The sequence below is a fragment of the Amycolatopsis melonis genome (genome assembly GCF_040064235.1).
In the GTDB taxonomy this organism is placed as follows: Bacteria; Actinomycetota; Actinomycetes; order Mycobacteriales; family Pseudonocardiaceae; genus Amycolatopsis; species Amycolatopsis melonis.
This window is the reverse complement of the sequence record NZ_JBDZYD010000001.1, coordinates 283726-297226: the sequence shown is the minus strand read 5'-3', so window position 1 is coordinate 297226 and position 13501 is coordinate 283726. Positions and strand designations below refer to the sequence as shown.

Below are 13501 nucleotides of genomic sequence, written 5' to 3'. Positions count from 1 at the left end.
CTCCGCGCTCGGCACGCGACCCTTTCCACAGCCTGTACACCTGCGGAGAGGTGGCTCGGGGTGCCGCTCAGTCTCACCCAGCTCATCAGCGTCGCGTCGGGGCTGGTCGTCGCCGTAACGGGCTTCCTGTACCAGCGGCGCAAGTACCTGAAGTCACTCACCCGTGACCTCGGCCTGGAGACGTTCCCGCAGTACATCGTCCGGGGAATCGGCTCGCGCATGGTCCGGCGGCTCCGCCCCCGCGTCGCCGCCCGGCTCAGCCTGCGGGACTTCGCCCTCAACCGGCTCTCCGCAAGCTCGAACCGGCTCCTCGTGCCGGCTGCGGTGCCGGTCGAACTCGTGCTGGACGACATGTTCGTCCCGCTGACCGCCACCGCTTCGGATCGCAGCAGGCTCTCCGCGGACGAGATCCGGCACGGCGATCACCACCGGATCCTGCTCGTCGGGGATCCCGGCTCGGGCAAGTCGACCCTCGTCAAGCGGATCTATCGCGACATCTGCCGGGCGGCCATCGCCACCACCGACCCCCGCTCGGCCCGCATTCCCGTCCTCGTCGAGCTCAAGAACCTCACCCCGGCGAAGGCAGGCGACACCGGCCTGATCGGCTCCGTGGAGCACCAGGTCACTTCGATCAACACCTACGCGAGCCGGGACCTGTACGACTCGTTCGCCGACACCGGCCGGGTCACCGTCCTGCTGGACGGCCTCGACGAGGTCAACACCAGCGAGTTCGAAGCCGTCTCGGCCGAGATCATGCAGCTCTGCGATCACCTGGCGAACCGCCACCCGGGCAACCAGGTCATCGTCACCACCCGCCGCCAGCTCTACGTCAACCTTCCGCCCTCCTTCACCGACGCCTTCGACGCACACCTGACGCTCGAACCCTTCACCGCCGACGACATGTACGAGTTTCTGCGCAAGTGGCCCTACCGATCCGCCCCGGAGCGGCAGCTGTCCCGCATCTTCGGCAACCTCGCCGCCCAGCCGAACATCCGCAGCATGTGCGAGACACCGCTGATCCTCGCGATGTACGTCGCGACCGACCAGATCACCGGTGGCGACGGGCTGCCCGAGACCCGGCCCGACTTCTACCGGGCCGTGGTCGACGAGCTGCTCGTGCGACGCCGGGGACGTCAGCTCGGACTGACCACCGGGCTCAACGTCCTGCGCCGGACCCGCAGCCAGGTCCTGGGCCGGATCGCCCTCGAGCACCTGCTCGACGGCACGCAGTCCCGGAACGCGCTGGACTGGTCCAGGTGCGTGGCCATCGTCCAGGAGGAGGAAGCACTTTCGGAGGCCGCGGCCGGCAGGCGCCTGCGCGAACTGTCCCGGGACACCGGCCTGTTCACCGAGGAAAGACCGGAAGAGACCCTCCGGTTCGTCCACCTGACGTTCTGCGAGTTCCTCGCCGCCGACGCGGTGGATCGTGGTGACGAACGAGCCTGGGGCCGGATCACCGGCGCGGTCGACGAGGACACCAGCGAAAACCCTGGCAGGCGGTTCGGCGAACGGCTGGCCGAGGTGATCGTCTTTTCCGTTGCGCTCCAGAAGAACGACCGGCTCCGGCGGGAACGCCTGCTGTGGGCCATCCGCACCGGGGTCGAACTCGGCCTGCGGGCCATCGCGGACTGCCAGCCCTACGACGACGAGATCGTGATGGCGAAGCTCGGTGAGATCACGGACGCCATCGCCCGCGGGACGGATCGCGACGAGAACTGGTTCCATCTCTTCCGCCTGGCGGCGGTCGCTCTGCGCGACCGCGAACTGGCGGAAAGCTCGCTCACCGGACGCAGGTCCGCCCATCTTGAACCGTTCTTCCTGAACGCGACAGCCAATGCCAAGGACGGATTCGACTCACTCCTCCTCTCCTACCTGCGGCTCGACCCTGGCGCCGCTCTCGAACTGGCCGGATCGATCGGCCTCGAGATTGCCGAGAGCCGGCCGGAGCTGCTCATCAAGGTCCTGGACGAGCCCGCCGTACTGGCGCAGGCACTGGCCAAGTTCCAGGCGAGCGAAGCAGGCATGCGGGACTGGGCCCATATCCTGGCGGTCGGAGCTTTCTACCACCAGAGCGTGAACAGCCGTCTTCGGACGACGAGCACATACGCCGTTCCGGTATCCGAGTGGCTCCCACCGCGACCAGGCAAAAAAGCGTGCTGGTACGACAGTTATGTCTTTCGGAATTCCATCATCGGCGTCGTTCTCGAAGCCGCCTGTCGCTGGCCCGGACCATCGCCAAGCCTCCGCTTTTTCGACACCTTGCCGGTTTACCGCTCTTCACTGCAAGTAAAGGCGAGCAACGCTCTTTCCCTGCTCACCCTGACAAGGATGATCCTTGTCGCGGCGACACCGCTCATATTACTGTTGATCCCCGGAACAATTGATCCACTACTGGTCGGCGCGTTCGCCGCGGGCATTTTGACAACCGAAATCGCAATCCAGCTGTTCCGAAAATTCCGGCGCCTGGATCCACTGTTACGTGAAGCAAGGTACGCCATCGAAATGGAGCCATCTTCCGCACCTGTCCGCCGGCTGCTCGACATGGTGGTTTCGAATCCGCGGACACCCACTTCCGAAATCGCGCGGCAGGTCCGCCGGATCGGACGTGCTCAGCGCGCCGAGCACAGTTCGTTCTGGAGCCGGCTTCTCGTTCCGATTCCCACCGCGCTGATCCTGTCGCCGATGACCCGGGTCGCCCTCTTCGAGATCCTGATGACCGCCTTGGTCGACCTGGAGATCGACACCCACGAACCGGAGGCAGCCGCCGAGGTCGCAGGGGACTCCTGACGAAGTCCCCTGCGACTCCGGCTCAGGCCGCGGGACTGACCGCCCGGAAGTACAGGAACCGTGGCTTGGTCCGCAGGTTCGCCGCCCACTTCGGGTCGGCCGCGTCGGCTTCGGGCGCCGGCATCGGCTCGACCAGGCGGTCCACCGCGAAGCCCGCGTCACGCACCGCCTGGAACGTCCAGCTCAGCGGGCGCCGGTAGAAGCGCACCAGCTGGCCGGGCGGGAACTCGTCCTCCAGCAGCTCCAGCTCGAAGTAGTTGTCCTTGTCGAACCAGCGCCAGTCCTCGCCAGGGTGGTGCACCGAGAACACCAGCACGCCGCCGGGCTTCAGCACCCGGCGGAACTCGGCCAGCGTCGGCCCCCAGTCCGGCAGGTAGTGCAGCACGAGCGACGCCGTGATCACGTCGATCGAGGCGTCCGGCAGGCCGAGCGGGCGGGCGATGTCGGCGACCTCGAACTGCGCGACGTCGCCGAACTTCTCGCGCGCCACGGCGATCATGCCTTCGCTGGAGTCGACGCCGAGCACCCGGGCGCCGCGCCCGGCCAGCAGGGCGCTCAGGTGGCCGGCCGCGCAGCCGACGTCCAGCACGCGCCGCCCCTCGACGTCGCCGGCGAGGTCGAGGATCGCGGGCCGGTCGTAGTGGGCGTTGGTGACGGACTTCTCCGCGTGCTCGGCGTAGGCCTCGCTGTGGCCGTCGTACTGGGCGGCGCGCGCCCGGCCGATGATCTCGTCGATCACGCCGGTCTTGGCCTCGGCGTAGCCCTGGATGTACTTCCACGTCTTCGCGGCGAGTTCCCGCTTCTTCGCCGCGTACAGCTCCCGTTCCTCCGGGTGGGCCCGCAGGCGGTCGCGGAAGAGGCGGTAGCGCGGCGTCTGGCCGTTGCCGGGCGAGTACACGTGCAGGTTGATGTTCGTGTCCGGGCCCTTGAAGCAGCGGTGCTTCTCCCAGTCCGGCTCGCGGATGACGAGCCGGTACCCTGCCGCCTCCAGGTCCGGGACGTAGGCGTCCTCGTCGCCGGAGTCCGGCACTTCCAGGAGGATGTCGACGATCGGCTTGGCGCACAGGCCCGGCACCGACGTCGAGCCGACGTGTTCGAGGACGAGCACCCGCTCGCCCAGCACCCGCCGGATCCGCTCGGCCTCGCGCTCGAAGATCAGCGGCCACTGCGGGTCGTAGTCGGCCAGCGTGACGGTCGAGTTGAGCTGCGGCGCCTCGCCGACCCAAGCACCCTGGATCTCGTCCTCGCTCAGCGCTTCCTGACTGGTCATCCGGTGAAAACCCCCTTCACTTGGGCAGTCCACCAGAATATCGGATCTTCAGCCGATCGGCAGCGGAAGCATGTTCCCGGTCGCCGCGCGCAGCGCGTCCCGCATCGCCGCGCGGGGCGCCGGGCGGCCGGTGAAGTGCTCGGCCTGCCCGAAAGCCTGGTGCAGCAGCATGTCCAGCCCGGTGGCCAGCCGTCCGCCGCGGGCCGCGACGGCCTCGGCGAGCGGGGTCGGCCACGGGTGGTAGATGACGTCGAGGACGTGCGCCACCGCGGCCAGCTCGGCCACGTGCGGCACGACCGCCTCCGGCGGGACGGTGTTCACCAGCACCGCCGCCGACGCCAGTGCCGCGAAGTCGGTGTCGGCCCAGCGCAGGACGTCGACGTCCAGCGAAGCCCGCTTCGCCGCGTCGAGCGTTTCGCCGGCCCGGGCGGGTTCACGCACGACCAGGCGCACCTGCCGCACGCCCAGCGCCGCGAGCCCGACGACGGCGGCCGCCGCGGTCCCGCCCGCGCCGAGCACGACCGCGGTGTCCCCCGGCGACGGCTCGTACCCGCCCGCGGCGCGCAGCGCGCCGGTGACGCCGTCGACGTCGGTGCAGTCCGCGAGCCAGCCGGACGCGGTGCGGACCAGGGTGTTCGCCGCGCCGACGGCCGCCGCGCGCGGCGTCACCTCGTCGGCGTGGTCCAGTGCCGCGCGCTTGCCCGGCATGGTCACCGACAAGCCGGCCCACTCCGGGCCGAGGCCGTCGACCAGGCCGGGCAGTTCCTCGGCGCTGGTCTCGATCCGCTCGTAGGTCCAGCCGGTCAGGCCGAGCGCGGCGAACGCGGCGCCGTGCAGCACCGGGGACAGCGAGTGCGCCACCGGCTTGCCCAGCACAGCAGCCTTGCGAGGTTCAGATGACACCACGTTGCCTTGCGAGTTCCCGGTTCCGGTTGTGTTCGTCGTTGGTGACCGCGAAGCAGGACAGGCCGTTCTTCTCGCACTTGACGAAGTACACCCAGTCGCCCTCGGGCGGCTTCACCGCGGCCTGGATCGCGTCCGGGCTCGGCACCGAGATCGGCGTCGGCGGCAGCCCGGCGTTCTTGTAGGTGTTGTAGGCGCCGGACTTCTGGCGCTCGGCTTCGTCGGTCAGCAGCGTCGGCCGGTCGAGCACGTAGTTGACGGTGGAGTCCATCTGCAGCCGCATGTTGATCGCCAGCCGGTTGTAGATGACCCGCGAGAGCTTGCCGAAGTCGGCCTTCACCGCCTCGCGCTCGATGATCGACGCGATGATCAGCGTCTGGTACGGCGTCATGCCCGGGCCGGTCGACTGCGGGCTCAGCCCGGCGTTCTGGATCGCCTCAGTCGAGCTGCGCACGACCTGGCCGAGGATTTCCTGCGCGCTCGAGCCGGGCCGGACGTCGTAGAGCCCGGGCGCGATGAGGCCTTCGAGCCTGCGGTCCTTGCGGTCGGCCTTGTTGGCGGGCTCGATCGCCCAGTCCGGCACGCCGAGCTGCTTGAGGTCCGCCGCGTCGACGGCCTTGCGCAGGTCGTCGGCGGTGATGCAGGTGCTCTTGCCGTTGAGTTTCGCGCACGACGCCTTCGCCATCAGGCTGAAGATGCCGGGCGTCACCTTGCCGTCGGGCTGGGTGATGTCGTCGAACTGGGTGTACGGCCGGATTTCCAGCTGCCCGACCCGCGCCGACGGCGACGTGATCAGGTCGACCGCGCTGGCGCCGGACATGTGCGTCTTCATCACGTAGAAGCCGTGCTGGATCTTGGCGAGCTTCGGGTTGTCCTCACCGGCCTTGACGAACGCCTTGCCGCTGGCGACGACGCCCGCGGTGGCGAGCTTCGCGCCGATCGCCGAGGTGGAGTCCCCGTCGTCGACCTGGAACAGCACGTCGCTGTCGCCGGCGCCGTCGAAGTCCTCGTAGCCGAAGATCGCGTTGAAGCCGTACCAGGCACCCCCGGCGAGCAGGGCGATGACGGCGATCGCGGCAACCCAGCCGAGGGCGCGCTTGCCCTTCTTCTTTTTGCGGGGCTTCTCCGGCTCGTCCTCGTAGTCGTCGTAGTCTTCGTAGTCGCCTTCGTACTCGTCGTAGTCGTCGTACTCGTCGTCGGCGAAGAAGTCGGATTCTTCGTGCGGCGGCTCGGCCGGAGGCGGCGACGCCAGCGCGGGCAGGACATCGGTGGGCGGTTCTTCCCGCACCGGCGGAGGCACGGGACGACGACGCCGCGACGCTTCGGCACCGGGTTCGGGCACGCCGACAGAGCGGTCACCCGGCTGGGCGCCCCTCCGCGGCGGTTCGCGACGCGGGTCAGGGCTCCGGCGACCGGGCGGCGGCTCGGCGAAGTCACCCGAGTCGGGCGCGGCCCGGCGGCCACGCGGCGGCTCGGCGTACTCAGCCGCATCAGGCGCACCACCGCGCACCGGCGGCTCGGCAAACTCACTCGGCTCAGGCGCGGCCCGGCGACCACGCGGCGGCTCAGCGAACTCGTCCGCATCGGGCATGCCCCGGCGGCCCGGGGACGGCTCGGCGAACCCGTCCGGATCAGGCGCTCCCCGGCGACCACGCGGCGGCTGAGCGAACTGGCCCGAATCGGACATTCCCCGGCGGCCACCCGCCGGTTCGGCAAACTCACCAGGGTCGGGCGCTCCCCGACGGCCCGGCGGCGGCTCGGCGAACTCACCCGAGTCCGGCGCACCCCGGCGACCACGCGGCGGCTCAGCAAACTCGCTCGGCTCAGGTGCACTCCGGCGACCACGCGGCGGAGCAGCGAACTCCCCCGAGTCTCCCCGGCGCCTCGCCGGGGGCTGGTCGGCCTCCGGTGCGGGAGCCGGGTCGCGGCGGGGGGCGGCCTCCGGCTCGGCGCGGCGGCGGCGTCGGCCCGACACTGGCTCGATTCGCTCGGGTGCCGCGCGCCGGTGGGGCGGGGGGTCCTCCGGGGCCGCGCGGCGGCGGCGCGGGGCCGGGGGCTCGATCTCGGAACCCTGGTCGAGGCCGTGGCGGGCGCGGGCCGCGCGGGCCGGGGCCGCCTGGTGGCTCTGGGGGTCGAGGTCGTCGGCCGGGGGGAGCGTGCCCGGGGGCTGGAGGCGGCGTCGGCCTCCCTGCGGGGCGTCCTGGCCGCGGCGGGACGGCTGCGGCAGCTCCTCGTAGCCCGGTTCGCGCAGCCTTCTGCGGCCGCGGGGTGGCTGCTCGTTCATCGGTCTCCCTCCCGGGCGCGGTGCGCTGCGGCGGCGTCGATCCAGGCCTGCAGGATCTCGACGGCGGCGGCCTGGTCGACCACCGCACGCTGCTTGCGGCCCTTGACCCCGCGCTGGGAGAGGATGCGGGATGCGGTGACCGTGGTCAGCCGCTCGTCGCCCAGCCGGACCGGCACGGGCGCTATCCGCCCGGCCAGGCGTTCAGAATACGCGATCGCCAGCTCGGCCGCCGGTCCCTGGCGGTTGGCGAGCGTTCTCGGCAGGCCCACGATCACCTCGACCACCTCGTGCTCGGTGACGAGGGCGGCCAGCCGGTCCAGATCACTGTCGTCGGTCGCATCGCGGGAGAGGGTAACCAATGGCGATGCCAGCAGGGGGGCCGGATCGCTCAGCGCCACCCCGACCCGGACGGATCCGACATCGACGCCGAGCCGGCGGCCGCGGCCCGGATCGTCCACGCCGGGACGGTCCGGGCCACGCTGACCGCGGTTAACCAATGCCCGCAATCGCCGTGCGCAGGGCCGCGACCGCGTCGGCCGCACCGGCCGGGTTCGTGCCGCCGCCCTGGGCCATGTCGGGCTTGCCGCCGCCGCGGCCGCCGATCTTCTCGGCGAACGAGGGCACCAGCTTGCCCGCGGCGACACCCTTGTCGCGGGCCGCCTCGGTCGTCGCGACGACGAAGCTGAGCTTCTCGCCGGACGGCGAGAACAGCGCCACGACACCCGGCCGCGCGCCGAGGCGGCCGCGGATGTCCGACGCCAGCGCGCGCAGGCCGTTGCCGTCGACGTCCGGGACGACCTCGGCGACGACGGAGAACCCGCCGATCTCCTCGGCCTTGGCCGCCAGCGCGCCCGCCGAGCCCAGCACCTGCTGGGTCTTCAGCTGCGCGATCTCCTTCTCGGCGTTCTTCAGCCGGGTCAGGACGTCCTCGATGCGCCCGGGCAGCTGGTCGGCGGGCACCTTGAAGGTGTTCGCCAGCTGCGAGACCAGCAGCTGCTCCTTGCGCGTGTACTTCAGCGCGTCCGTGCCGACCAGCGCCTCGACGCGGTGCACGCCCGAGCCGATGGACGCGTCGGAGACCAGCTTGACCAGGCCGAGCTGGCCGATCCGGTCGACGTGCGTGCCGCCGCACAGCTCGCGGGAGTAGTCGCCCATGTCGACCACGCGGACGTCGTTGCCGTACTTCTCGCCGAACAGCGCGACCGCGCCCAGTTCCAGCGCCTTGTCCTTGGTCGTGACGTAGCTCTGGACCTCGACGTTGGTCTGGAGGTAGTCGTTGACCTCCTCCTCGACCTCGGTCAGCACGTCCGAGGAGACCGACCCGGGCGTGGTGAAGTCGAAGCGCATGCGGCCCGGCGAGTTCAGCGAACCGGCCTGCGCCGCGCGCTTGCCGTACGCACCGCGGACGGCCGCGTGCACCAGGTGCGTCGCGGAGTGCGAGCGCTCGATGGACAGACGGCGGTGCGCGTCGACCGAGCCGGTGAGCCTGGTGTCCAGGCCGACCTCGCCCTGCGCCACCTCGACGCGGTGGACGAACAGGCCGGGGACGATCTTCTGGACGTCCAGGACCTTCAGCTCGACGCCGTCGCCGACGAGGACGCCGGTGTCGGCGACCTGGCCACCGCTCTCGGCGTAGAACGGCGTCCGGTCGAGGACCAGCTCGGCCTTCTTGCCCGCGGCGACGCTGCGGACCGGCTGCCCGTCTTCGAGCAGCGCGACGACCTTCGCGTCGGCCTGCAGGTCGGTGTAGCCGAGGAACTCGGTCTCGCCGTGCTGCTCCAGGACCTTCCGGTACTCCGAGAGGTCGCCGTGGCCGGTCTTGCGGGCCGCCGCGTCCGCCTTCGCGCGCTTGCGCTGCTCCTCCATGAGCGTGCGGAAGCCCGCTTCGTCGACGGTCAGGCCCTGCTCGGCCGCCATCTCCAGGGTGAGGTCGATCGGGAAGCCGTAGGTGTCGTGCAGCTGGAACGCCTTGTCGCCGGCCAGCACGTCGCCGCCGCCGCGCTTGGTCTCCTCGGCCGCGAGGTCGAAGATGCGCGAACCACTCGTCAGGGTCGAGAGGAACGCCTCCTCCTCGATCCGGACGACCTCGTTGATGCGGTCGAAGCCGTCGACCAGCTCGGGGTAGGTCGGGCCCATCGTGTCGCGGACGACGGCGGCGAACTCCTGCAGCACCGGCTCGTGCACGCCCAGCAGGCGCGCGGAGCGGACGATGCGGCGCAGCAGGCGGCGCAGCACGTAGCCGCGGCCGTCGTTGCCCGGGGTGACGCCGTCGCCGATCAGCATGACGCCGGTGCGGGCGTGGTCGGCGATGACGCGGAAGCGGACGTCGTCGGCGTGGTTGCTGCCGTAGCGGCGACCCGAGAACTCCTCGGCGCGGCCGATGACCGGGCGCACGAGGTCGGTCTCGTAGACGTTCTCGACGCCCTGCAGGATCGTCGCGACGCGCTCGACGCCCATGCCGGTGTCGATGTTCTTGGCGGGCAGCTCACCGAGGATCGGGAAGTCCTTCTTGCCGCTGCCCTCGCCCCGGATGTTCTGCATGAACACCAGGTTCCAGATCTCGATGTAGCGGTCCTCGTCCGCGACCGGGCCGCCCTCGCGGCCGTAGTCGGGGCCGCGGTCGTAGTAGATCTCCGAGCACGGGCCGCACGGGCCGGGGATGCCCATCGACCAGAAGTTGTCGACCATGTCGCGCGCCTGGATGCGCTCGCCGGGCAGGCCGGTGATCTTCTTCCACAGCCCGGCCGCTTCGGCGTCGTCCTCGTAGACGGTTGCCCACAGGCGGTTCGGGTCGAGGCCGTAGCCGCCTTCGCTCTGGGGCTTGGTGATCAGCTCCCAGGCGAACTCGATGGCGCCTTCCTTGAAGTAGTCGCCGAACGAGAAGTTCCCGGCCATCTGGAAGAACGTGTTGTGCCGGGTGGTCTTGCCGACCTCGTCGATGTCCGGCGTGCGCACGCACTTCTGCACGGAGGTCGCGCGCGGGTACGGCGGCGGCGCCTCACCGAGGAAGTACGGCTTGAACTGCACCATGCCTGCGTTGACGAACAGCAGGTTCGGGTCGTCGAGGATCAGCGGCGCGCTGGGCACGCGAGTGTGGCCGCGCCCCTCGAAATGGCGCAGGAAACGGTCGGTGATTTCGTGAGTGTCCACGGGTCAGTCCTCGTAGCGGGGTGGTTCGGAACGGGGTCGGCGGCGACGGCGAAGGGTTTCCGGGCAGGCCCGGATCAGCCCTCCGCCCGGCGAGCTCGCCGGACCGGGCGCCGGGCGGCGTGCCGTCCCTCGGCGCGGGGCGCGGTCACGCCCGTCCGCTCCTCGACCATGTCGTGCAGCTCCTGCTCCCGCTCGTTCATGCCCGCGCGCACCTCGGCACCGAACGAACCCACGGCACCCGCCAGCTCGCGCACGGCGTCTCCCAGGTTCGATGCTAACCCGGCGGGAGTGGCCTGACGAGCGGTTTCGGCGGCCTTGCGGGACAGGGCGACGCCGGCGACCACGCCGACGCCGAGCCAGAACAGCCGCCTCATTTGCCGGCCTTCCTCGCGGCCTTCAGCGCGCTCTTCTTCTTGCGCGCCCTGATCGCCTTGCTGATCCCGTAGGACAGCGCCGCGGTCTTGACGAGCGGGCCGCCCAGTGTCGCGGTGAACACCGACGTCAGCGCGGAGACGTTGCCGGTGACCGCCTGCGCGTTCGCGGTGATCCCGTCGACCCGTTCCAGCTGGGTGTTGACGTGGGTGATCGTCTCGTTCGCGCCGATCAGCAGCGGATCGGTGTTGTTGTTGGTGCGCTCGATCGCCTCGGTGGCCGCGTCCAGCGTCTTGCCGAGCTTGATCAGCGGGATCGCCAGCAGGACGACCAGCACCACGAATGCTCCTGCGGCGATCAGCGCGGCGATCTGCCCTGCCGACACGGGCCCTCCTCGGTTCAGGGGTCGGGATGCCGACTGAGGTTACCGCCTGGCCGGGTCCCCGACCGTGTCACCCCGCCGCGCCCGGAAAACACCTCGCCGCGAGCGCGGCGGGGCGGTAGACCTGGGCGATGGGACACGACGACGGACCGGCCCGCCGGGTGCTCGCCGGACCGGGCGGCACCGCGGCCGACGTGCTGGCCGGGCTGCCCGGCGCGGACCTGACGACGGTCCAGCTGGAGGTGGCCCGCCGCCGCGCGGCCCGGCTGTCCGGGCCGGACGTGCTGCGGCGGCACCGGGACGACCGGTTCACCGGCCCGAGCCCGCTGCCGGTCCCCCTGCTGCGCCGGGTCGAGGACGCGCTGCTGGCCGCGGCGCCGTCGTTCGACCTGGTGACGCTCTCGCCGTTGACGCCGCTCGGGACGCACTCGGTGGTGACGGGACTGGCCCAGCACCGGGTCGTCCCGACCGGCCGCGGCACCGAGGTCGCGGCGGACCCCACGACGGGCCTGGCCCTGGAGGCGGCGGTCCGGCGCGCGGCCGGGGGTGTCGTGCGCCTGGCGACGGTCCAGCGGGTGGTGCGCACCCAGCCGGTCCCGGCCGGGCTGTTCGCGCACTTCTCGCTGTTCGGCGCGGTGACGGCGGGCCGCGACACCGGCAACCTCGGCTTCGAGCGGCAGCACCTGGCCGAGCACGCCCGCCTGATGGTGGCGGGGTGCCGGGCGCTGGGGGCGTCGGAGGTCTCGCTCGGGGTGACGGTGCTGGACCCGCGGTTCGAAGGCCTGCTCGACGAGGTGGACGTGCCGGTCCACCCGTTCCCGGACCGCGAAGGCGGCCGGGGCGGGTACTACGAGGGGTTGTGCTTCAAGGTGTACGCGTCCTTCGGGGGTCCGCTCGCCGATGTCGGTGATGGCGGCTTCACACCGTGGACGCGCACGCTGCTGGGCAACGCGAAGGAGCGGTTGATGACCAGCGGCCTGGGCGTCGACCGCCTGGCGACGCTCCTCCCGGGCTGAAGCGCCCCAAAGCGGCGTTCGGGGACCTGCGGTCAGGAACCCTTGACGACGGCCCGGTAGAGCGCGGCCATGTCCTCCTCGCCGTGGCCCGCGGCCACCGCCGCCTCCAGGTGGGCGAGGACCGCGCGGGCTCCGGCCACGTCGACCGCGTCGCCCGCGGCCTCCACCACCAGGCGGGCGTCCTTGGCCGCCAGGTTCGCCGGGAACGCCGGCGGGAACTCGCCCGCCAGCATCGCGCCGCCCTTGAGGTGCGCGTAGCCCACGTCGAGGCCGCCGCCCTTGATCGTCTCCAGGAACTGGGCCGGGTCCAGGTCCAGGGCGCCGGCCAGGGCGAGGCTCTCGGCCGTCGCGTTGGTCAGGGCGAGCACCCACGCGTTCATCACCAGCTTCAGGCGGCTGCCCCGGCCCGCCGGGCCGAGCCACTGCGTCTTGACCGCGACCGCGTCGAACACCGGCGTGGCCTTCGGGCGGGCCTCCTCCGGGCCGGACGCCAGCACCTGCAGCTGCGCCTGCTCGGCGGGCTGCCGGGTGCCGAGCACCGGCGCGTCGACGAACACCACGCCCGCCTTCTCCGCCAGCGCGGCGAGCCGGTCCGTCCAGTCGAGACCGACCGTGCTCATCTGCAGCCACAACGTCCCCGAAGCGGGCGAAGCGGCTTCGAACGCCGAAGCGACGGCGGGGCCGTCCGCGAGCATCGTCACGAGGATGTCCGCGCCCTCCGCCGCCGACGCCGCCGAATCGGCGACGGTGGCGACGTCCGCGAGGGGCTCGGCCTTGGCCCGGCTCCGGTTCCACACGCGGACGTCGAGGCCCGCCTTCGCGATGTTGGCCGCCATCGGGGCGCCCATCGTTCCGGTTCCGAGAAATGCGACAGTCATGCCGCCATCATGGCGTGCCCAGCCGCAACCGGAGGTGTCAGGCCGTTGTTCACCGGCTTTCCGGTGCCGCGAAAACGAATCAGTAATCGCCCAGCAGGCAGAACGGATGCCCGGCCGGATCGGCGTAGACCCGCCAGCCGCGGCCGCCGAGATCGGGATCGAGCAGGCGGCCGCCGTTGGCCAGGACGACGTCGTGCGACTCCCGGAAGTCGTCGACCTCGAAGTCGAGGTGGAACTGCTGCGGGTACGCCGGATCCGGCCACCGTGGCGGCCGGTGGTCCGGCACGCGCTGGAATCCCAGGACCATGCCGTCCACGTGCAGCGTCGACCAGTCCTCGTCGACGCGCCACCGCGGGTCCGGCCGGTCGACCTCGCCGCCGAGCAGGGCCTGGTAGAACCGGGCGAGCACCCCGGGTTCCGGGCAGTCCAGGACGATGCACTGCAGCGTTGCGGGCACAG

General features: G+C 71.3%; 11 protein-coding genes. 2 read left to right on the top strand and 9 right to left on the bottom strand.

Annotation, left to right across the window (positions count from 1 at the left end):
• Positions 1-60 precede the first annotated feature (60 nt).
• A complete protein-coding gene (locus ABJI51_RS01350) occupies positions 61-2787 on the top strand; it encodes an NACHT domain-containing protein (RefSeq protein WP_348947001.1) in 2727 nt (908 codons plus the stop codon).
• Between the two features lie 22 nt (positions 2788-2809).
• On the opposite strand, the gene ABJI51_RS01345 is transcribed toward ABJI51_RS01350, so the two are convergent.
• The 7 genes from ABJI51_RS01345 to ABJI51_RS01315 form a co-directional block, all read right to left on the bottom strand.
• The gene (locus tag ABJI51_RS01345; RefSeq protein WP_348947000.1) at positions 2810-4057 is read right to left on the bottom strand and encodes a GrpB family protein; all 1248 of its coding nucleotides are present in this window, start codon (positions 4055-4057) and stop codon (positions 2810-2812) included.
• Between the two features lie 48 nt (positions 4058-4105).
• Positions 4106-4933, bottom strand: coding sequence for a shikimate dehydrogenase (locus ABJI51_RS01340; RefSeq protein WP_348947655.1), 828 nt, complete (start codon positions 4931-4933; stop codon positions 4106-4108).
• A gap of 16 nt (positions 4934-4949) precedes the next feature.
• Positions 4950-6248 (bottom strand): endolytic transglycosylase MltG, encoded by a 1299-nt coding sequence (gene mltG / locus ABJI51_RS01335; RefSeq protein ID WP_348946999.1) that lies wholly within the window; start codon positions 6246-6248, stop codon positions 4950-4952.
• A 992-nt stretch (positions 6249-7240) separates the two neighbouring features.
• Positions 7241-7702, bottom strand: a complete 462-nt coding sequence (ruvX, locus tag ABJI51_RS01330; RefSeq protein WP_348946998.1) for a Holliday junction resolvase RuvX — start codon at positions 7700-7702, stop codon at positions 7241-7243.
• A gap of 31 nt (positions 7703-7733) precedes the next feature.
• A complete protein-coding gene (gene alaS, locus ABJI51_RS01325) occupies positions 7734-10394 on the bottom strand; it encodes an alanine--tRNA ligase (protein ID WP_348946997.1) in 2661 nt (886 codons plus the stop codon).
• A gap of 74 nt (positions 10395-10468) precedes the next feature.
• Positions 10469-10768: a hypothetical protein gene (locus tag ABJI51_RS01320; protein ID WP_348946996.1), complete on the bottom strand. Its 300-nt coding sequence runs from the start codon at positions 10766-10768 to the stop codon at positions 10469-10471.
• The gene (locus ABJI51_RS01315) at positions 10765-11151 is read right to left on the bottom strand and encodes a DUF948 domain-containing protein (protein ID WP_348946994.1); all 387 of its coding nucleotides are present in this window, start codon (positions 11149-11151) and stop codon (positions 10765-10767) included. Before ABJI51_RS01315 ends, ABJI51_RS01320 begins: the two co-directional genes overlap by 4 nt.
• Positions 11152-11279: 128 nt before the next feature.
• On the opposite strand from ABJI51_RS01315, the gene ABJI51_RS01310 reads away from it, so the two are divergent.
• Entirely contained in the window at positions 11280-12164 is an 885-nt protein-coding gene (locus tag ABJI51_RS01310; protein WP_348946993.1) for a hypothetical protein, read from the top strand.
• Positions 12165-12196: 32 nt separating this feature from the next.
• Here the strand turns inward: ABJI51_RS01310 and ABJI51_RS01305 are convergent, their stop codons facing one another.
• Positions 12197-13042 carry an NAD(P)-dependent oxidoreductase gene (locus ABJI51_RS01305; RefSeq protein WP_348946992.1) on the bottom strand — a complete coding sequence of 282 codons (846 nt, stop codon included), beginning with the start codon at positions 13040-13042 and terminating at the stop codon, positions 12197-12199.
• A gap of 79 nt (positions 13043-13121) precedes the next feature.
• Positions 13122-13499 (bottom strand): VOC family protein, encoded by a 378-nt coding sequence (locus tag ABJI51_RS01300; RefSeq protein WP_348946991.1) that lies wholly within the window; start codon positions 13497-13499, stop codon positions 13122-13124.
• Positions 13500-13501 lie beyond the last annotated feature (2 nt).